Below are 19,724 nucleotides of genomic sequence, written 5' to 3'. Positions count from 1 at the left end.
GATCACTTGACGATCTTGGTGACGCGGCCGGCACCAACGGTGCGGCCACCCTCGCGGATAGCGAAACGCAGGCCCTCGTCCATGGCGACCGGCTGGATGAGCACAACGCTCATCTCGGTGTTGTCGCCCGGCATGACCATCTCGGTGCCCTCGGGGAGGGTCACGACGCCGGTCACGTCCGTGGTGCGGAAGTAGAACTGCGGGCGGTAGTTGTTGAAGAACGGGGTGTGGCGGCCACCCTCGTCCTTCGACAGGATGTACGCCTGGCCCTCGAACTCGGTGTGCGGGGTCGTGGTGCCGGGAGCAACGATGACCTGGCCGCGCTCGACGTCCTCACGCTTCAGACCACGGAGCAGCAGACCGGCGTTGTCGCCAGCCTGTGCCGAGTCGAGGAGCTTGTGGAACATCTCGATGCCGGTGACGGTGGTCTTCTGCGACTTCTCGCGGATACCGACGATCTCGACCTCAGCGTTGACGTTGATCTCGCCACGCTCGACACGACCGGTGACGACGGTGCCACGACCGGTGATCGTGAAGACGTCCTCGACGGGCATGAGGAAGGGCTTCTCGGTCTCGCGGACGGGGTCCGGAACCGACTCGTCGACAGCAGCCATCAGGTCCTGGATCGACTTGACCCACTTCTCGTCGCCCTCGAGCGCCTTCAGCGCCGAGATCGGAACGACCGGTGCGTCCTCGTCGAACTCCTGAGCGGCCAGCAGTTCGCGGACCTCCATCTCGACGAGTTCCATGATCTCTTCGTCGTCGACCATGTCAGCCTTGTTCAGTGCGACGAGGATGTAAGGAACGCCGACCTGGCGGGCCAGGAGGACGTGCTCACGGGTCTGCGGCATCGGGCCGTCAGTGGCTGCCACGACCAGGATCGCGCCGTCCATCTGGGCAGCACCGGTGATCATGTTCTTGATGTAGTCGGCGTGACCCGGAGCGTCGACGTGAGCGTAGTGACGCTTCTCCGTCTGGTACTCGACGTGGGAGATGTTGATCGTGATACCACGAGCCTTCTCCTCAGGCGCCTTGTCGATCTGATCGAAAGCGAAGCTCTCGTTCAGGTCCGGGTACTGGTCCGCCAGAACCTTGGTGATGGCAGCCGTGGTGGTGGTCTTGCCGTGGTCGACGTGACCGATGGTGCCGATGTTCACGTGCGGCTTGGTCCGCTCGAACTTCGCCTTCGCCACTTTTTGTCCTCCTGGACTGTAAGAGTGCCGGGTGGTTCCCGACAGTCGTATGGGTTCTCCGCAGTGCGCGGAGAGGCTTTTACTTGTCCCCCACCGGCGACGACAGGGCGTCGCCGGCGGAGATTTCTAGATCTTTCACGCCGAGGCGTGGTTCCGCCGAGGTGGCAGACGAGTGGTTACTCGCCTGTCGCCTTGGCGATGATCTCCTTCGACACGTTCGCCGGAACTTCAGCGTACGAGTCGAAGACCATGGAGTAGTTTGCACGGCCCTGAGTCTTCGACCGAAGGTCTCCGATGTAGCCGAACATCTCCGACAGCGGAACCTGAGCCTTGACGACTCGAGCACCGCTGCGCTCCTCCATGGCCTGGATCTGACCACGGCGGGAGTTCAGGTCGCCGATGACGTCGCCCATGTAGTCCTCCGGAGTCGTGACCTCGACGGCCATGATCGGCTCCAGGATGACGGGCTGCGCCATGCGTGCGGCTTCTTTCAGAGCCTGCGCACCGGCGATCTTGAAGGCCATCTCAGACGAGTCGACGTCGTGGTACTGACCGTCGATGAGACTGAACTTCAGGTTGACCAGCGGGTAGCCGGCGAGAACGCCGTACTGCATCGCGTCCTGCGCACCGGCATCCACCGAAGGGATGTACTCACGCGGAACGCGGCCACCGGTAACAGCGTTGTTGAACTCGTAGGTCGCGCCGTCTTCGGCGTCGACCAGGGGCTCCAGCTTGACGATGACCTTTGCGAACTGGCCCGAGCCACCCGTCTGCTTCTTGTGGGTGTACTCGTGCTTCTCGACGGTCTTGCGGATCGTCTCGCGGTACGCGACCTGCGGCTTGCCGACGTTGGCCTCGACCTTGAACTCGCGCTTCATGCGATCCACGAGGATGTCGAGGTGAAGCTCGCCCATGCCGCCGATGACGGTCTGGCCGGTCTCCTCGTCGAGCTTGACCGAGAAGGTCGGGTCCTCTTCAGCGAGCTTCTGGATCGCGGTGCCCAGCTTCTCCTGGTCGGCCTTGGTCTTCGGCTCGATCGAGACGTTGATGACCGGGTCCGGGAAGGTCATGGACTCGAGAACGATCGGGTTCGCCGCATCACACAGGGTGTCGCCGGTCGTGGTGTCCTTGAGGCCGATCATCGCGTAGATGTGGCCGGCCACCGCGTCGTCGACGGGCATCTCCTTGTTGGCGTGCATCTGGAACAGCTTGCCGATGCGCTCCTTCTTGCCCTTGGTCGCATTGAGGACCTGGGTGCCCGGCTCGAGCTGGCCCGAGTAGACGCGGACGAAGGTGAGCTTGCCGAAGAACGGATGAGCCGCGATCTTGAAGGCGAGAGCCGAGAACGGCTCGTCCTTGCTGGGCTTGCGGATCAGCTCTTCTTCTTCATTGTTGACGGCGTGACCGTGCACCTCGCCGATGTCCAGCGGAGTCGGGAGGAAGTCGATCACAGCGTCGAGCATCGGCTGCACACCGCGGTTCTTGAACGCGGAGCCGCACAGCACCGGGTAGAGCTCGGAGTTGACGGTCATCTTGCGGATGGCGCCCTTGATCTCCTCGACGGAGAGCTCCTCGCCGCCGAAGAACTTCTCCATCAGCGCATCGTCGGACTCGGCGACGGTCTCGAGAAGCTTCTCGCGGTACTCGGCAGCCTTGTCGGCGAGATCCGCGGGGATCTCCTGCACCTCGTACGAGGCGCCCATCGTCACGTCGCCCTTGGCGTCGCCCGGCCAGACCAGTGCACGCATCTCGATGAGGTCGACGACACCGACGAAGTCGTCCTCGGCACCGATCGGGAGCTGGATGACCAGCGGCTTCGCGCCCAGACGATCGATGATCGTCTGCACGGTGAAGTAGAAGTCCGCGCCCATCTTGTCCATCTTGTTGACGAAGCAGATGCGGGGGACGTCGTACTTGGCGGCCTGACGCCAGACCTGCTCCGACTGCGGCTCGACGCCTTCCTTGCCGTCGAAGACGGCGACGGCGCCGTCGAGGACGCGCAGCGAACGCTCGACCTCGACGGTGAAGTCGACGTGGCCGGGGGTGTCGATGATGTTGATCTGGTTCTTGTTCCAGAAACAGGTGACCGCGGCGGACGTGATCGTGATGCCGCGTTCCTTCTCCTGCTCCATCCAGTCGGTGGTCGACGCACCGTCGTGGGTCTCACCGATCTTGTAGTTCACACCGGTGTAGAACAGGATTCGCTCGGTGGTGGTCGTCTTACCGGCGTCGATGTGCGCCATGATGCCGATGTTGCGGACCTTGTTGAGGTCGTTCAGCACTTCCTGTGCCATGTGGTTCCTTCGGAAGAGTTCGGACTAAAGACTGCGGGTGGTCTCCAGGATGCCCGACCGCCGGAGACAGTGAAGTCTCCGGCGGGCCGGCAGTCCTAGAAAGTCACCAACGGTAGTGAGCGAAGGCGCGGTTGGCTTCGGCCATCTTGTGAGTGTCCTCACGACGCTTCACCGAAGCGCCGAGACCGTTCGACGCGTCGAGGAGCTCGTTGGCGAGACGCTCGACCATGGTCTTCTCACGACGCTGACGGCTGAACGTCACCAGCCAGCGGAGCGCGAGGGTGTTGGCGCGACCGGGCTTGACCTCGATCGGCACCTGGTAGGTGGCGCCACCGACGCGGCGGCTCTTGACCTCGAGGGTGGGCTTGACGTTGTCGAGCGCACGCTTGAGGGTGACGACCGGATCGGTGCCGGTCTTCTCGCGAGCCTGCTCGAGGGCTTCGTACACGATGCGCTCGGCGGTCGACTTCTTGCCGTCCAGCAGGATCTTGTTGACGAGCTGGGTGACCAGGGGCGAACCGTAAACCGGGTCGTTGATCAGCGGGCGCTTGGGAGCGGGTCCTTTACGAGGCATGACTTAGCTTCCCTTCTTGGCGCCGTAGCGGCTGCGTGCCTGCTTGCGGTCCTTGACACCCTGGGTGTCGAGCGAGCCGCGGATGATGCGGTAACGAACACCCGGGAGGTCCTTCACACGACCGCCGCGGACGAGCACCATCGAGTGCTCCTGCAGGTTGTGGCCCTCACCCGGGATGTAGGCGGTGACCTCGACGCCACTCGTCAGGCGCACGCGGGCGACCTTACGAAGTGCGGAGTTCGGCTTCTTCGGGGTGGTGGTGTACACGCGAGTGCACACGCCGCGTCGCTGCGGGCTCCCCTTGAGGGCGGCGGTCTTCTTGATCGACGCCTTGTCCTTGCGGCCCTTGCGGACCAGCTGGTTAATCGTTGGCACTGAGTTCTTTTCTCCTTGTGGGCCGGCTCCCGCCGGTCCGATGTGTAGTCACGGTTGGTGCTCCGGGCACGTCAGTCGGTGTCGCATTTCTACGCTCCGAGCGATGTCCGCAACTCGCCCCACCGGCACGTTTGCGCCGGTCAACTATGGAATCGCTACCCCGAGGTCGGGCGTGTCAGACACGCTCGCGCGGATTCGCGACACCCTCGTTCGGTGTTGTCGTCGCCGACCCGATCGAGGGCAGCACCTACCGTGGGCAGGCACCGACGAAATACTTTACCGCCCGGGTTTACCGAGGTCAAAATCATTGACACAGCTCACCCAACGGCTCGTGAACGTCTGACGACAACGGGTGATCAGTCGAATTCCTCAACCCCGGCGAGCAGGTCACGCGCTGCGGCGCGGGCCGCGTTCTCGTCGCCTGCGATCACCGCGTCGACGACCGCGTCGTGCAGATCGGTGTACGACGGCCCGCTCGCGACATCACGCTGCGCCACCGACTGCCGGAGCGCCGGAAGCAGTGAGTCGTAGAACTCCAGATACACGTCGTTGTGACTGGCCGCGACGATGGCACGATGCAGTTGTGCGTCGGTGTCGACCGCGACGTCGGGGTCGACCACACCGGTCCATGCGCGGTTGCGCAGCTCCTGCGCCACACGCAGCGTGTTGATGTCGGCGTCGTCCCGACGCCGGGCCGCCAGACCCGCCGCCGTCACCTCAAGAGCCTCGCGCAGTTCCATGAGATCCTGCCGGCGCGCCGCCGCGAAGAAGTCGGTGAACGCGACCTCCTGCTCGTCGGTGGCGATCACGTAGGTGCCCGATCCCTGCCGTCGTTCGAGGAGGCCGGCATGAACCAGCGACTGCACTGCTTCGCGGACCGTGTTGCGGGCGGTCCCGGTCATGTCACAGAGCGCGGGCTCGGTCGGGATCCGGTCGCCCACCGACCAGCGCCCAGACGCGATCTCCGCACGCAGTTGGTCGGTCACCTGGGCGATGAGACTCTGTCGCTTGATGGTCTGCACACCCTGCAGCGTAAATCACTTTGCAGCAATTCGACCATTCATCCTATGATTTCTGGCATGACTGCGACTGCTTCCACAGCGACCGACGCGTCGACACCGCTCATGGGCGTCTGGCGGGGCCGCATCGTCACCCTGATCGCCATCGTGGTGTTCGCGTTCACCCTTCGGACAGCCGTGACGTCGTTGACTCCCCTCCTCGGTCGGATCTCTGACGACTTGGGATTCAGTGACACAGTCAGCGGTCTGCTCGGCATGCTGCCGACGTTGGCGTTCGGCATCGCCGGAGTCGTGTCGCCCGCACTCGGTCGTCGGTTCGGAATCGAGCAGGTGACTCTGGCCGCGGTGATCATCACCGGCATCGGCATCGGCACTCGCGCCCTCAGCGGCAGCGTTCCCGTCCTGGTCCTTCTGTCGTGCGTCGCGCTCTTCGGAATGGGCATCGGAAACATCCTGATCCCGCCGCTGGTGAAGCGGTACTTCTCCGACCGGATCGCTTCGATCAGCACCGCGTACATCGTGTTCGTGCAGATGGGCACGATGGTTCCGGCCGCCGTCGCGATCCCGCTGGCAGACGCGACGGACTGGCGGACGTCGCTCGCCGTCTGGGCGATCGTCCCGCTCGCCGCGCTCGGCCCGTGGATCTGGGTGGTCCGTGAGCGACGGGCCGCCGTGCGCCGTGCGGCGGAGGCCGACGGCGCACCCACGGAGGCCGCGAAGCTGCCCGTGTGGCGCACGCCCATGGCGTGGGGCCTGACGCTGATGTTCGGCATGACATCCGCCTGCACGTACGCCATGTTCACCTGGATGCCGAAGATCGTGACCGACGCAGGCGGAAGCGAATCGCTCGGCGGCGGAATGGTCGCGACATTCTCTGCGATCGGGCTCGCGGCGACGCTGATCGCTCCATGGCTCTGCACCCGGTTCGCGAATCCTTTCGGGTTCACCGTGCTGTTCGCGGCGTCATGGCTCGCAGGCTTCGCCGGACTGATGTGGGCGCCGCTCTCGGCGCCGTTGCTGTGGGCCCTGCTGTGCGGTCTCGGACCGACGACCTTTCCGATGGCGTTGACACTGATCAACGTCCGCACCCGGACGAGCTCCGGCTCGGCGTCGCTGTCCGGCTTCGGGCAGGGCGTCGGCTACCTGCTCGCCTGCGCGGGCCCGATGCTGTTCGGAGTGCTCCACGATGTCAGCAACGGATGGGGCGCACCGTTCCTGCTCCTCACCGCGATGACCGTCGTCATGCTGGGCGGCGCCTGGATTATCTGCCGTCCGCGGTACCTCGAAGACCAGCTGAACGCCTGAGCGTCAGCCGAGCGGCAGCCTCGCCACCGGGTCGGAGATCATCGTCTCGGGTCGCGCCGCATCGCCGACGGTGAACGCGATCGACGTGGCGTCGCCGAGGTCGTCGACGGTGGCTGTGGTCGACGGCGCGACGTCGTCGGGCGTCATGACGCCGCCGAGGCGAGCCCCGTTCGGTCCGACCAACCACAGCTGGTACACGGTGCCTGCGGCGGGTGGCGGGACGTCGTTCATCACCAGGACACCGGCGCCGGCCGATTCCGAGTACGTGACCGACGCCCGTCCACTGGCCAACGCGCCCGTGGTGGTTCGCACGTCGTCCGCGCCGAAGACCCGCTCGGCAGTCGTCTGCGACGGCGGCTCCTGCCGTGACGCTGCGTAGCCGATGATCCCGCCGCCGATCGCGACGACGACCGCCGCGGCTGCTGCGGCAGCGATCCACCGCGGCCGCCGGGAATCGAGGCGGCGTCCTCTCCCGAATTCGTGTGCTGCCCGATCGAGGACCTCGTCGCGGAGCCCGGCACGTGGCGACTGAGCTGTCGCCTCACTGAGGTCGGCGAGAACGTCGCGAACCGAGGCGACCTCGGCGCGGAACGCGTTGCGCACGGAAGCGTCGGCGGCCGCGACACGGGCCTCGACACGCGCCCTTCCGAGTTCGTCCAACGCATCAAGTGCATAGGGGACCGCCATGTCGAGCAGGTCGTCGTGCTCGTTCGACTCAGACATGTCAGTCATCCCCCAAACACCCCCTCAGTCGCTTCAGTCCATCTCTGATCCGACTCTTCACCGCGGGCAGACCCACGGCCAGCCGGTCGGCGACCTCGCTGTACGAGAGGCCGCCGTAGTAGGCGAGTCCGACCGCTTCGGCCTGCAGCGCGCTGAGCGTGGACAAGCACTGGCGCACCCGTCTTCCCGCCTCTCTCGCCTGAACCTCGTCGCTCACGTCGTCGACGATCGCGGTGATCTCTCGAGCGCCGTAGTCCGATTCGCGGCGGGATGCCGACGATTCCGATCTGACCCGGTCGACCGCTCGACGGTGCGCGATCGACAGAAGCCAGGCGACGGGCGCGCCCTCGGCCGCGTTGTACGTAGCCGCGCCGCGCCACACCTGCAGGTACACCTCCTGGGTGGTCTCCTCGGAGTAGCCGGGATCTCGGAGCACACGCAGCACCATCCCGTAGACGCGTGCGCTGGTCCGGTCGTACAGATCGGCGAACGCTTCGACATCGCCCGCGGCAGACCGCGACAGCAGGTCGGCGAGGAGGGTCGAGTCGGTGTCCGTGCCGGTCACGACGAGGTTCCAGAAGTCATCAGCGACCAGAGTAACCCCGCCGTCCGGTCTCCTGTCGACAGCCACACCGACCATCACTCACCATCCCGGGTCAATTCTTGTTCTTCACGAAACGCAGGTGCACCACATCCAGGTAGCGCGCGGCGAAGCCTGCCTCGGAGTAGGCGAGATAGAACGTCCACATCCGTCGGAAGGTCTCGTCGAAACCGAGATCGGCGATCAGCGGCCACTGCCCCTCGAACCGTTCCCGCCACAACTGCAACGTCCGCGCGTAGTGCATCCCGAACTCCTCGACGGCGTCGAACTGCAGGCCCGCGCTCGCCGCGGCGTCACGCATCGCCTCGCCAGACGGGATCTGCCCGCCGGGAAAGATGTACTTGTGGATCCACGTGTAGGTTCGCGCAGACGAGAGCATCCTGTCGTGCGGCATGGTGATCGCCTGAATCGCGGCACGTCCGCCGGGAGCGAGCAGCCTCTCGACGGTCTGGAAGTAGGTCGGCCAGTACGCCATGCCGACGGCCTCGATCATCTCGACGGAGACGACGGCGTCGTACTCGCCGTCTACGGCGCGGTAGTCCAGCAGATCGACCGTGATGCGGTCGCTCAGGTCTGCCTCGTGCGCCCGGTGCAGGGCGTGCGCGCGCTGCTCGGCTGAGAGTGTCACCGAGCGGACCGTCGCCCCGCGGGCCGCCGCGCGCAACGCGAGTTCGCCCCAGCCGGTGCCGATCTCGAGGACACGTGTGCCCGCGCCGACCTGTGCGTGGTCGAGGAGCCGATCGATCTTGGCGCGCTGCGCGTCGGCGAGTTCGTCCCATCCGGCGACTGCGGCCCGCTCGTCCGATCCGAAATGCGCACTCGAGTAGGTGAGCGTGTCGTCGAGGAATAGCGCGAACAGGTCGTTGGACAGATCGTAGTGACGGGAGATGTTCGACCGCGTGTTGTCGACGGAGTTCTCCTCGTCGGACGGTTGGATCGGGAGCAGCAGCCGTCGCAGTCGTTGCAGGGACCGTGGAACGAGTGTCCCGATTCGCTCGGCGAAGGGGACGAGCACACCGACGAGATCGTCTGCGGTCCACTCCCCCGCCATGTACGACTCGCCGAGACCGATCAGGCCGTCCGAGCCGATGCGACGGAAGAACGCGTCCGGTTCGGTGATCGTCATCGTCGGCAGATCTCCGCGGGCCCCGATGTCCGACGGCCCGTACTCGACGACGATCGGCAGTCGGCGTGCAACGCGCTCGAACAGGACACGCGCCGCGGCGCCCCGCAACCCTGAGGTCGCCGTCGCCGGCGCCTCCGGCAGGGTGAGTGCCGGCCGCCTGGTCCGGTCGGAGAGAACGGTGGACGGGCAGTCGTCTCGGTGGACGGTCATCAGGCGGCCTCTCGGTCGGTGGTTCGGGTTCTGTTTCGGGGGACGATCGGGAGTCCGGCCGCCCACAAGCGGATGCCGTGGATGCGGATGCGCACCGCGACCAGCCATGGGGCGAGCGGAGTGGACAGATTCGCTGTGAGGACGGCGGGGACGGTGGCGGGTCGGGCCCGTCCGGTCATCGTGGCGGTGAACGGCGGCGTCCCGGGACGCTCCAGCACCACCGCGACCGACACCCGCCCGTCCGCGGTGGGCACGGGCAGGCTCAGACGGTAGTCGCCGTCCACATCGTTGAACGGCGAGACGTAGAAGTCCTTGGCGACGCTCGCCCGACCCGCCTGGTCGGTGCGCACCACGTAGCTGTGGCGTTCGCCGTAGGTGTTGTGGACCTCCGCCACCACGTAGTCGAGCCGTCCCGCCCGGTCGTGGCACCAGTAGACGCTCAGCGGGTTGAACGTGTAGCCGGCCACGCGCGGGGACAGCAGTGCGATGACCCGTCCGGTCGGCGCGGGCACGCCCTGCGCGCGCACCGCGTCGTCGAGTTTGGCGCGCAGACTCTTCCCGGGTTCGCTCTCGCGGTCGAAGTGGTCGTCGGCAGCGAACCGGGCGAGTCCGCGCAACCCGAGCGGCAAGCGAGGCAGATCGTCGAGGTCGACGAGCCACTGCAGACTGCGGTGTGTGAACCGGTGATCCACCGGTGATCGGCGGATGTGCGAGATCCGCACCGGAACGATCTGTGCGCGGGTCATCGCACCGCTCCGGCGAGGAGATCGTCGCCTGCTCGGCCCCAGCGTCCACCGAACCGGACAGCAGCCGACGCTCCCGCCGACGCGCCGTCTTCGTGGAATCCCCAGCCGTGATACGCCCCGGCAAAGGCGATCCTCGGCGTGTCCACCTCCGCGAGTCGACGCTGTGCCGACACCGACTCGACATCGTAGATCGGGTGCTCGTACGTCATCTCCGCGACGACGGCGGACGGGTCGACGAGATCAGTTCGACCCATGGTGACCAGCGCCCGCTTAGGGGCGTCCGGCAGACGCATCAGACGGGTCAGGTCATAGGTCACGGCGACCTCGTCTCCGTCGGTCCGGATCTGATAGTTCCAGGACGCGCGAGCCCGTCGTGCCGTCGGGAGGAGACTCTGGTCGGTGTGCAGCACGGCGTGCTTCGACGCGTAGCGAATCGCACCGAGCACGGTGCGCTGCGCGTCCGACGGCTGCTCGAGCATCGCAAGCGCCTGATGCGGATGGGTCGCGACGATCACCGCGTCGTAGACGTCCGTGGAGGTCGCGGTCCGGACTACGACACCACCTGTGTCCTCACGCAGCGCGACGACCGGAGACGACGTGCGCACGGCTCCGCCGGACGCGGTGACGCCGCGAGCGACCGCCTGAACGTAGGTGTCCGAGCCGCCGACGACGGTCCGCCAGACGGGAGACCCGAAGACTGTGAGCATGCCGTGGTGATCGAGGAAGGCGAACAGGTAGCGGGCCGGGTAGTCGGCCGCGGTGGCAGAGTCGCACGACCAGACCGCCGCAACCAACGGGAGCAGGAAGTTGTCGACGAAGTAGTCCGACAGGCCTGCCGTCTGGACGAAACTGCTGAGCGGGACGTCGTCGGAGGGGTGATCGAGAACCTCGCGGGCGAGGGCGTGGAAACGCTTGACCTCCGCGAGCATCCGGATGTGCCGGATGCTCAGCGCGTTGCGGATGCTCGGGAAGAGACCTCCGACGCCGAGCGCGCCGGCGTATTCCAGGCCGGTGACCGCGGACGACACCGACATCGACATGTCGGTGTCCTGGGTGGGCACGCCGAGTTCGTCGAACAGCCGGAGCAGTGTCGGGTACGTCCGATCGTTGTGGACGATGAACCCGGTGTCCACATTGTGGACGCGGCCGTCGGAAGTGGGAAACTGCTGGGTGTGCGCGTGCCCGCCGAGCCGCCCGTCCGCTTCGATCAGCGTGACGACGTGCTCGCGGGAGAGGAGATGAGCCGAGGTCAGACCCGCGACGCCGCTGCCGATCACGGCGATGGAGGATCCTGGCGAGAGTGGTTTCGGAGTGTTCACGCCAGTCGTTCGGAGCCGGGCGGGAATCGGATGGGTCCGATGTCCGCCCGGCCGCTGAGCGCTTTCACCGTCCGAGTTGGTGACGCAACGCCCCCTCGAGGGCGGGGTGCCGGAATCGGTGTCCGACGTCGTCGAGCGCACGACTGTCGACGCGTTGGTCGGCGGCCGCCAGTTCACGAACGCCTTGCCGCCCCAGCAGCAGCGCGGGCCCGAACTCGGGGACGGGAAGCACCGCCGGACGACGCAGCACCCGCCCGAGCGTCTTCGCGTACTCCCTCCCCGTGACCGGCTCCGGAGCGACCCCATTGACCGGACCGTCGAGGCGATCGTCGAACAGGGCACGCAGGTAGACGTCGACGAGGTCGTCGAGGTCTATCCACGACAGCCACTGACCGCCGTCGCCGATGGGCCCGCCGAGGCCTGCGGCGAAGATCGGGCGCTGCAGGCGGAGCGTCCCGCCCGTCGGACTCTGCACGATGCCGGTCCGAACCTGCACGGTGCGCATGCCCGGCACCCGAGCTGCGCGCTCCCAGTCGTTGACGACGTCGGCGAGGAACCCGCCGCCCTTCGACGACGATTCTGTGAGCACTTCGTCCGGTCGGGCGTACCCGTAGAAACCGATCGCCGAAGCGGAGACGAAGGTTCGCACGGTGGACGAGGCAGCCGCCGCCTGTGCGAGCAGCCGTGTCGGCTCCACTCTGGAGTCGCGGATCTTCGCCTTGTGCGAGTCGGTGAACCGGCCGGCGATCGGCGCGCCGGCCAGATGGATCACCGCATCGACCCCGTCGAACAGGTCGGGCGCCGGTGCGGCTGGATCCCAGGCACGCACATAATCCCCCTGCCCGTCGTGCGCATGCCGGTCGAGTCGGATCACCCGATGTCCGCCGGTGGTGAGAAAGGCGCACAACGCGGAACCGACCATTCCGGACGCCCCGGACACCGCGATGACCGACGGCGCGAAACCGCTCTCCCGCGCGGTGCGGTGCGACGCGAGGTCGTCGGCCACCTGCCGGTGCCGGTACTCGAATGTCGACCGCAACAGGGCTTCGGGCACCGGTGTGTGGACTCGGTCGACCATCACTGTTCGTCCGTCCGCAGCCTCGCGGAAATCGTGCACGTGGCGCCACGATCCGGCGAGGGCCGGCGGGATGCTCGTCGCCCCGTCGACGACGCGCTCGTCGACGAACCGGTGCGGCGGTGAGTAGTCGGACCCGACGTGCTGCGCCTGCCAGCGCAGCCCGCCGGGCAGCCCGAGCACCGCCCGACCGTCCGCGAGCGACTCGGCTTCGCTGATCGCGTGCATCGGCTGCCACGGCGGCAGGAGCCGACGGAGCGCGCCGGGCCTTCCGAACCAGGCGAACACCTCATCGATAGGTGCGTCGACAGTGCTTGTGAACTCGATGCTCATGGACTCCAGCCTGCTCGTGGAACGGTGGGACCGCCACCGGTGGTGACTACTTCTTCGCCGGGGGCATGAGCACCTGGTCGATGAGGTAGACGGTCGCGTTGGCGGTGCGGACGCCGCCGCAGATCACGTTCGCGCCGTTCACCTTCAGATCGTCGCCGCTGCCGGTCACCTCGAGCGTGGACCCCTCAACGGTCTTGTGTTCTCCCGCGACCTTGGACGGCGAGGCCTGCCCGCTGACCACGTGGTAGGTCAGCAGCGACGTGAGACCGGCGTCGTCGGTCTTGAGCGCGTCGAGTGTGTCCGCGGGAACCTTCTTGAAAGCGTCGTCGACCGGCGCGAAGACGGTGAACTCGCCGCCGTTGAGGGTGTCGACGAGGTTGACGTCCGGGTTGAGCTTGCCGGACACCGCCGCCGTCAGGGTGGTCAGCAGCGGGTTGTTCGATGCTGCGACGGCGACGGGCTCGGTCGACATGCCGGTCACCGATCCCGGTCCCGTCGGAACCTTCTCTGCGTACGCGGCGCAGCCCGGGCCGACCAGGTCTGCGGCCGGATCCGCCATGGTCCCCGACGTCGACATCGCGCTGGTCGTCGTCGTAGCAGTTGTCGAGTCGGCCGCGTCGGACGAGTCGTCACTGGAGCACGCTGCCATGGTCGCCGTGAGTGCGATGGCGAAGCCCATCGCGGCGATCTTGGCTCCGGTCGTCTGCTTGATGCTCATCGGTTCTCCCTACGTCATTGATCCACGGCCCGTCGCCGAGATCAGTTGGTGTGACAGGAGCCATTCGGAACCGTCCGGAGATCGGATGGGTGCGGATTTCCGACCCATCCGCGACGAGGTCGGCACCGAATGCCGACCATGTACACAGTCGCGCTCATCGGATTCGTCGGAGGCCTGATCACCGGCATCTCTCCGTGCATCCTCCCGGTCCTCCCGGTCGTCTTCTTCTCCGGAGCGCAGAGTTCCCGAGACGAGGGCGACACCGACACCGACGCTCCGGACGAGCGTCCGAGGAAACGCTTCGCCGAGGCGTCCCGCCCGTACCGCGTCATAGCGGGCCTGGTGGTGAGCTTCGCGACCGTGACCCTGGTCGGTTCCAGCCTGCTGTCCCTGCTCCGACTTCCGCAGGACACGTTCCGGTGGGCAGGCCTGATCGTCCTGACGACCATCGGCGTGGGACTGATCTTCCCGGCGGTCGAGCGCCTTCTCGAGAAGCCGTTCTCACGACTGCCGATGCGACAGGTCGGGTCGAACAAGTCTGGTTTCGGTCTCGGGCTGGCGCTCGGGGTCCTGTACGTCCCGTGCGCCGGGCCCGTGTTGGCAGCCATCGTCGTCGCGGGGGCCACCGGAGAGATCGGACTGCAGACTGTCGCCCTGACCGTGTCGTTCGCGCTCGGCGCCGCGCTGCCGCTGCTGATCTTCGCGCTGGCCGGGCGGCGGATCGTCGAACGGGTGTCGGCGTTCCGACGCCGTCAGCGCGGAATCCGAATCGCGGGCGGGGTGATGATGATCGGGTTGGCCGTGGCCCTCGTCTTCGATGTCCCGGCAGCTCTGCAACGGGCGATACCCGACTACACGGGGTCGCTGCAGGACTCCGTCGGAGGCGCAGACGACTTGACCTCACGACTCCAGCTGGGCGGCATCGTCACCGATGAGAACCGAGAACTGTCGAACTGCGACGACGGCGCCGAACAGCTCCAGAACTGCGGCCGGGCGCCCGCACTCTCCGGGATCAGCGAATGGTTCAACACCCCGGGCGGTGCGCCACTCCGCCTCGACGACCTCCGCGGCAAGGTCGTGCTCATCGACTTCTGGGCGTACTCCTGCATCAACTGTCAACGGTCGATCCCGCATGTCGTCGACTGGTACAACCGCTACCGATCGAGCGGGCTCGAGGTGATCGGGGTGCACACACCGGAATACGCCTTCGAGAAGGTCCCGTCGAATGTGGCCGACGCGGCGAAGCGTCTGGACATCTCGTATCCGATCGCACTCGACCCGTCGTTCTCCACGTGGACGGCGTACCGGAACAGTTATTGGCCTGCCCAGTACCTGATCGACGCGTCGGGAACCGTCCGCCACATCGAGTTCGGGGAGGGAGGCTACGCGAACTCCGAACGCCTGATCCGCGAGCTGCTGACGCAGGGCCGACCGGGCGTCGCCCTCCCGGAGTCGTCCGAACGTGGCGACACCACACCGACCGATCCGACCACTCCGGAGACGTATCTCGGAGTCGGAAAGGTGGTCAACTTCGCGGGCGGCGGCTCGTACGAGGCGGGGACGGGCGACTTCACGGCATCGGCCGATCAGGCGGCCGACACGTTCGCATTGAACGGCCGGTGGACCCTCGATTACCAGGGTGCGACGGCGGTGGCCGACTCGTCCGTGTCGCTCCGCTACCGCGCGAAGAACGTGTTCATCGTCGTCGGCGGCACCGGCGACCTGCGCGTCACCCGGGACGGAGTCACTTCGACGGTCCTGATCGACGGTCCGCCGACTCTCCACCGGATCGTGTCCACGGACGACAACCGCAGTGGGCAGGTGAACGTCTCGGTTCCCGCCGGCGTGCAGGTGTTCTCGTTCACCTACGGGTGATCAGTCGGCCACCGTGTGAGGCAGCTTCACCGACCCGGCGGCGACTTTCGCCGGACGCGACGGCGGCGGGACGACGGGGCCGACGTCGCCGTCGGGTGCGGTGTCGAGGTCGGCGAACACGGGCGCGTGATCGCTCGGCTTGGTGCCCTTGCGTGCCTTCCGGTCCACCCACGAGGCCTGCACGCGTTCGGCGATCGGGGCTCCCGCGAGGATCAGATCGATTCGCATTCCGAGGTCCTTGTGGAACATCCCCGCGCGATAGTCCCAGTAGGTGTAGATGCGCTCGTCGGGCCAGCGGTCGCGCATCACGTCGTGCAGGCCGAGCGCCTCGAGCGCGGCGAGTGCGCCACGTTCGCGCGGAGTCACATGGGTATGGCCGACGAACGCCGACGGGTCGAACGCATCGGCGTCCGTGGGGATGATGTTGTAGTCACCGCAGATCATCGTCGTCTCGGCTTCGTCGGCGATGCTCGCGCGGAGCGCTTCGAGCCAGTTCAGCTTGTACTCGTAGTGATCCGAGTCGACCTCGCGGCCGTTCGGCACGTACAGGGAGTGGACGCGGACGCCCGAACACACCGCGGAGATCGCGCGCCCTTCGGGGTCTCCTGCCGGATCGGGGAAACCCGGCGCACCGGGAAACGCGACGCGCACGTCGTCGAGTCCCACCTTGCTGAGCAGGGCGACACCGTTCCACTGCCCCTGGCCCGCATGTGCGAACTCGTATCCGCGCGAGGCCAACTCGTCACCGAGTTCGGCGGCGAACGCCTCGTCGGACACCTTGGTCTCCTGCAAGCAGACGACATCGGGTTTCCGCTCGTCGAGCCACGGCAACAGCCGAGGCACTCGCTGCTTCACCGAGTTCACATTCCAAGTCGCAACACGCATGCCGACCACCGTAGTCGTCGGTCCGACGGCACCCGTGCACGCGACGTCGAGACCGGCGAACCTTCCACGTCGGGTGTAATCCATGCCACAGTGGACACGTGCCGACCGCCCTGCCACACCGTGACGTGATCGCCGCCTCGTGGCGGCGGGTCCAGTCGTCCGGGTTGCTCCCCGACGACCGCCCCGAGCCCGTCCTGTCGGACATCGCGTCCGCCGATCCCCTGCTCGACGCCGCCCGCCCAGTGCTGGCTCGCGCAGCCGAGGTGCTCAGCGGGACGTCCACCGCGCTGCTGCTCGTCGACAGTCAGAGCCGGATGGTGGCACGCGTGTCGTCGGACTCGACGCTCGAACGGAGTCTCGAGGACATCGGGGCGATCGACGGCGCGTCGTTCCACGAAGAGGCGATGGGAACCACTGCACTCGGTACCACCGCCGAAGTCCGGGGCGACGTCATCATCAACAGCGGCGAGCACTACCTGGAGCAGTTCCGGTCTCTGAGCTGCTTTGGCAGACCGATCATCCATCCCGCGACCCGTCGCGTGGCAGGCATCATCTGCATGACTGAGGTCGCCGACCGGATCAACCCGCTGTCAGTCCCACTCGTGCGCGGACTGGTCGACGACATCGCCGACCGACTCCTCAGCCGTTCGCACGCCGAGCACCGCACGGTGATCGCCGCATTCGAACAGGCGTCTGCCCGACGCGACTACGCCGTGGCGGCCGTCGGCGACGATCTCCAGCTCACCAACGCTCTGGCTGCGGGGCTGCTCGCCCCTGCCGACTTCGGCACCCTTCGTCTCCTGCTCCACGATCGCCTCACGCCGTCCACGATCACCCTCGTCTCCGGTGCGGTGGCCCAGATAGCGATCGACCGGATTCCCGGTGTAGCGCACGCAGCCGTGTTCCGTCTGCGCCCGGAGGTCGGATCGGCGCCCGCGGTGTCCCTCACGGTGCCGGTCGCCGTCGGGGCGACCACTGCTGTCTGCGGCGAGCCGGGGACGGGCCGATCGACGCGAGCTCGCGCCTGCCTGCCCGACGATCGGGCGACCATCGTCGACGTCGCCGCGACGATCCTCGACGGCTCACCGGTCGATGTGACGGCCGTCCTGCGCCAGGCTCGGTTGTCGGGCAACGGGGTGATCTTCGACGGGGCCGACCTTCTCGACGAGAGGTCTCTGCGACTGATGCACTCGGTCGTGGCGTCGAACAGCCCGTCTGATCCCCCGATCGTCGTCGTCACCGGCCCCCCGGAATCACTCGCTCCGACTGTCGCCGCGTTGACTGCGTGTTGCGGGCGGCGGATCGTTCTGTCCCCGCTCCGCGACCGGCCCACGGAACTAGCGGCACTCGGGCAAGAGGCTCTCGCTCGGATCGACCCGCGCCTCGATCTCGGGTCCGACGCCGCCGATGCTCTCGTGTGCCAGGAATGGCCGGGGAATCTCACCGAACTGACCAACGTCCTGAGACGGGCAGCCGACGCGTCGACTGCACGCGGCTCGCGCACCGTCGGTTCGATCGACCTTCCCGTCGGGTATCGGGCGTCGACTCGGGCGTCCAAGTTGATGGGACTCGAGCAGGCCGAACGGCAAGCCATCGTGGCGGCGCTGGCTTCTGCCGACGGCAACAAGAGCACCGCGGCCAAGGCTCTCGGCATCAGTCGGACTACGTTGTACGCCCGCATACGGGCCCTTGGAATCACCGGCTGACCTGCTTCGACAGCCGTTCGGACTCGGCGACGAAGCGCCTGTTCAGTCGGAGTGTTCAGTTTCCGTACACGGCGGGTCCCCAGCCTCGTGCGAGAAATGATGTGCGTCACAGTGGCGCGCTTCACATACTCTCGCCAGGAGGTCTCCGATGACCACGACCACGATTCCGGGATTGCTTCCCGCCGTCGCCGACTTCGTCTCCACTGATCGCAAGATGCTGATCGGCGGCCAGTGGGTCGATGCGGCATCAGGACGCACGTTCGCCACCAACGACCCGGCCACCGGCCGCGTCATCACCAACGTCGCCCAGGGCGAGGCCGCCGACATCGATCGTGCCGTCGCGGCCGCCCGCGCAGCGTACGAAGGCCCGTGGTCGCGGATGAAGCCGAACGAGCGGGAACGTCTCATCTGGCGAGTCGGCGACATCCTCTCCGAGCGAGCCGAGATCTTCGGTCAGCTCGAGGCGCTCGACAACGGCAAGTCGGTGGCCATCGCCACCGCTGTCGACGTCGGATGGTCCGCCGACGTCTGGCGGTACAACGCCGGTCTGGCCACCAAGATCACCGGATCGTCGGTCACGCCGTCGATGCCGTTCGCTCCCGACCAGCAGTTCCACGCATACACCCGACGCGAGTCGATCGGCGTCTGCGGCCAGATCATCCCGTGGAACTTCCCCATCCTGATGGCGACGTGGAAGCTGGCACCAGCGCTCGCCGCAGGCAACACCGTTGTACTGAAGCCGGCCGAGCAGACTCCGCTCAGCGCGCTGATGCTCGGCGAGGTGTTCGAGGAGGCCGGATTCCCGCCCGGCGTGGTCAACATCGTGCCCGGCTTCGGTGACGCCGGCGCCGCACTGTCCGCGCACATGGACGTCGACAAGGTCGCGTTCACCGGTTCCACCGAGGTCGGAAAGAAGATCGTTCACGCAGCCACCGGAAACCTCAAGAAGGTCACTCTCGAACTCGGCGGCAAGAGCCCGAACATCGTGTACAACGACGCCGATCTGGACGCCGCCGTCGCGGGTTCGGTCGCCGCGTGGATGTTCAACCACGGTCAGTGCTGCGTCGCGGGCACCCGCATGTTCGTGCAGCGGGACATCTTCGACGACTTCACGCAGGCCGTCGCGAACGCAGCGTCGCAGGCGAAGATCGGTCCGGGGCTCGACCCGACGACCGAGCTGGGGCCGTTGGTGTCACAGGAGCAGTTCGATCGTGTGAGCGGCTACATCCAGCAGGGACTCGCCGACGGCGCCCGGGCGCTGACCGGCGGCGGCCGGTGGGGCGATGAGGGCTACTTCGTCGAACCCACCGTGTTCGTCGACGTGAAGCCCGAGTTCTCGATCGTCGAGGAGGAGATCTTCGGCCCCGTGGTGGTCGCGCTGCCGTTCGACGACGAAGAGGACGTCGCTCGCGCCGCCAACGACTCGATCTACGGTCTCGCCGCAGGCATCTGGACCAAAGACGTCTCGAAGGCCCACCGCACGGCCGCCAAACTGCAGGCCGGCTCGGTCTGGGTGAACCAGTACAACGGCTTCGACACCGCCCTGCCGTTCGGCGGTTTCAAGCAGTCCGGCTGGGGCCGCGAACTCGGCGACTCCGCCGTCGATCACTACACGCAGACCAAGTCCGTCAACATCGCGCTCTGACC

At 66.8% G+C, this 19,724-nt stretch carries 17 protein-coding genes; 4 read left to right on the top strand and 13 right to left on the bottom strand.

What is annotated here, in order from left to right; translation table 11 throughout:
- Positions 1–2 precede the first annotated feature (2 nt).
- The 5 genes from tuf to WFK36_RS01800 all read right to left on the bottom strand — a co-directional run bounded on the left by tuf (position 3) and on the right by WFK36_RS01800 (position 5,458).
- Positions 3–1,193, bottom strand: a complete 1,191-nt coding sequence (gene tuf / locus WFK36_RS01820; RefSeq protein WP_205329429.1) for an elongation factor Tu — start codon at positions 1,191–1,193, stop codon at positions 3–5.
- Between the two features lie 176 nt (positions 1,194–1,369).
- Positions 1,370–3,487 (bottom strand): elongation factor G, encoded by a 2,118-nt coding sequence (fusA, locus tag WFK36_RS01815; RefSeq protein ID WP_336789171.1) that lies wholly within the window; start codon positions 3,485–3,487, stop codon positions 1,370–1,372.
- 103 nt (positions 3,488–3,590) lie between these two features.
- Entirely contained in the window at positions 3,591–4,061 is a 471-nt protein-coding gene (gene rpsG / locus WFK36_RS01810; protein WP_008376088.1) for a 30S ribosomal protein S7, read from the bottom strand.
- A 3-nt stretch (positions 4,062–4,064) separates the two neighbouring features.
- Positions 4,065–4,436: a 30S ribosomal protein S12 gene (rpsL, locus tag WFK36_RS01805; RefSeq protein WP_008376090.1), complete on the bottom strand. Its 372-nt coding sequence runs from the start codon at positions 4,434–4,436 to the stop codon at positions 4,065–4,067.
- Between the two features lie 356 nt (positions 4,437–4,792).
- Positions 4,793–5,458, bottom strand: a complete 666-nt coding sequence (locus tag WFK36_RS01800) for a FadR/GntR family transcriptional regulator (RefSeq protein WP_336789166.1) — start codon at positions 5,456–5,458, stop codon at positions 4,793–4,795.
- A gap of 57 nt (positions 5,459–5,515) precedes the next feature.
- Between WFK36_RS01800 and WFK36_RS01795 the strand changes: the two genes are divergently transcribed.
- Positions 5,516–6,760 (top strand): CynX/NimT family MFS transporter, encoded by a 1,245-nt coding sequence (locus WFK36_RS01795; RefSeq protein WP_336789164.1) that lies wholly within the window; start codon positions 5,516–5,518, stop codon positions 6,758–6,760.
- Between the two features lie 3 nt (positions 6,761–6,763).
- On the opposite strand, the gene WFK36_RS01790 is transcribed toward WFK36_RS01795, so the two are convergent.
- From WFK36_RS01790 to WFK36_RS01760, 7 genes are all read right to left on the bottom strand, one after another.
- Positions 6,764–7,492, bottom strand: a complete 729-nt coding sequence (locus WFK36_RS01790; RefSeq protein WP_336789162.1) for an anti-sigma factor — start codon at positions 7,490–7,492, stop codon at positions 6,764–6,766.
- Entirely contained in the window at positions 7,485–8,048 is a 564-nt protein-coding gene (gene sigK / locus WFK36_RS01785; protein ID WP_223291407.1) for an ECF RNA polymerase sigma factor SigK, read from the bottom strand. Before sigK ends, WFK36_RS01790 begins: the two co-directional genes overlap by 8 nt.
- Positions 8,049–8,139: 91 nt before the next feature.
- Complete coding sequence (locus WFK36_RS01780) at positions 8,140–9,420, bottom strand: cyclopropane-fatty-acyl-phospholipid synthase family protein (RefSeq protein WP_336789158.1); 1,281 nt, start codon at positions 9,418–9,420, stop codon at positions 8,140–8,142.
- Positions 9,420–10,166 carry a DUF1365 domain-containing protein gene (locus tag WFK36_RS01775; RefSeq protein ID WP_336789156.1) on the bottom strand — a complete coding sequence of 249 codons (747 nt, stop codon included), beginning with the start codon at positions 10,164–10,166 and terminating at the stop codon, positions 9,420–9,422. Before WFK36_RS01775 ends, WFK36_RS01780 begins: the two co-directional genes overlap by 1 nt.
- Positions 10,163–11,485 (bottom strand): NAD(P)/FAD-dependent oxidoreductase, encoded by a 1,323-nt coding sequence (locus WFK36_RS01770; protein WP_419717258.1) that lies wholly within the window; start codon positions 11,483–11,485, stop codon positions 10,163–10,165. Before WFK36_RS01770 ends, WFK36_RS01775 begins: the two co-directional genes overlap by 4 nt.
- 64 nt (positions 11,486–11,549) lie before the next feature.
- Positions 11,550–12,893, bottom strand: coding sequence for a TIGR01777 family oxidoreductase (locus WFK36_RS01765; protein ID WP_336789154.1), 1,344 nt, complete (start codon positions 12,891–12,893; stop codon positions 11,550–11,552).
- Positions 12,894–12,939: 46 nt separating this feature from the next.
- Positions 12,940–13,611 carry a fasciclin domain-containing protein gene (locus tag WFK36_RS01760; protein ID WP_336789152.1) on the bottom strand — a complete coding sequence of 224 codons (672 nt, stop codon included), beginning with the start codon at positions 13,609–13,611 and terminating at the stop codon, positions 12,940–12,942.
- 138 nt (positions 13,612–13,749) lie between these two features.
- Between WFK36_RS01760 and WFK36_RS01755 the strand changes: the two genes are divergently transcribed.
- On the top strand, positions 13,750–15,486 hold the full coding sequence (locus WFK36_RS01755; RefSeq protein ID WP_336790925.1) for a cytochrome c biogenesis protein DipZ: 1,737 nt from the start codon (positions 13,750–13,752) through the stop codon (positions 15,484–15,486).
- On the opposite strand, the gene WFK36_RS01750 is transcribed toward WFK36_RS01755, so the two are convergent.
- Positions 15,487–16,371, bottom strand: coding sequence for an exodeoxyribonuclease III (locus tag WFK36_RS01750; protein ID WP_336789150.1), 885 nt, complete (start codon positions 16,369–16,371; stop codon positions 15,487–15,489). It abuts the gene before it with no gap.
- Positions 16,372–16,469: 98 nt separating this feature from the next.
- On the opposite strand from WFK36_RS01750, the gene WFK36_RS01745 reads away from it, so the two are divergent.
- Entirely contained in the window at positions 16,470–18,077 is a 1,608-nt protein-coding gene (locus tag WFK36_RS01745) for a helix-turn-helix domain-containing protein (RefSeq protein WP_336789148.1), read from the top strand.
- 148 nt (positions 18,078–18,225) lie between these two features.
- Entirely contained in the window at positions 18,226–19,722 is a 1,497-nt protein-coding gene (locus WFK36_RS01740; protein WP_161893768.1) for an aldehyde dehydrogenase family protein, read from the top strand.
- The last annotated feature ends 2 nt before the right edge of the window (positions 19,723–19,724 follow it).

Source organism: Gordonia malaquae (genome assembly GCF_037148075.1).
In the GTDB taxonomy this organism is placed as follows: domain Bacteria; phylum Actinomycetota; class Actinomycetes; order Mycobacteriales; family Mycobacteriaceae; genus Gordonia; species Gordonia malaquae.
Note: the sequence above shows the minus strand (reverse complement) of the source record. Positions and strands in the feature narration are given on the sequence as shown.

Coding starts and splice junctions, on each gene's coding strand:
- fusA (WP_336789171.1), bottom strand. CDS start 3,487: ATGGCACAGGAAGTGCTGAACGACCTCAACAAGGTCCGCAACATCGGC.
- rpsG (WP_008376088.1), bottom strand. CDS start 4,061: ATGCCTCGTAAAGGACCCGCTCCCAAGCGCCCGCTGATCAACGACCCG.
- WFK36_RS01795 (WP_336789164.1), top strand. CDS start 5,516: ATGACTGCGACTGCTTCCACAGCGACCGACGCGTCGACACCGCTCATG.
- WFK36_RS01790 (WP_336789162.1), bottom strand. CDS start 7,492: ATGACTGACATGTCTGAGTCGAACGAGCACGACGACCTGCTCGACATG.
- WFK36_RS01780 (WP_336789158.1), bottom strand. CDS start 9,420: ATGACCGTCCACCGAGACGACTGCCCGTCCACCGTTCTCTCCGACCGG.
- WFK36_RS01775 (WP_336789156.1), bottom strand. CDS start 10,166: ATGACCCGCGCACAGATCGTTCCGGTGCGGATCTCGCACATCCGCCGA.
- WFK36_RS01765 (WP_336789154.1), bottom strand. CDS start 12,893: ATGAGCATCGAGTTCACAAGCACTGTCGACGCACCTATCGATGAGGTG.
- WFK36_RS01760 (WP_336789152.1), bottom strand. CDS start 13,611: ATGAGCATCAAGCAGACGACCGGAGCCAAGATCGCCGCGATGGGCTTC.
- WFK36_RS01755 (WP_336790925.1), top strand. CDS start 13,750: ATGTACACAGTCGCGCTCATCGGATTCGTCGGAGGCCTGATCACCGGC.
- WFK36_RS01750 (WP_336789150.1), bottom strand. CDS start 16,371: ATGCGTGTTGCGACTTGGAATGTGAACTCGGTGAAGCAGCGAGTGCCT.
- WFK36_RS01740 (WP_161893768.1), top strand. CDS start 18,226: ATGACCACGACCACGATTCCGGGATTGCTTCCCGCCGTCGCCGACTTC.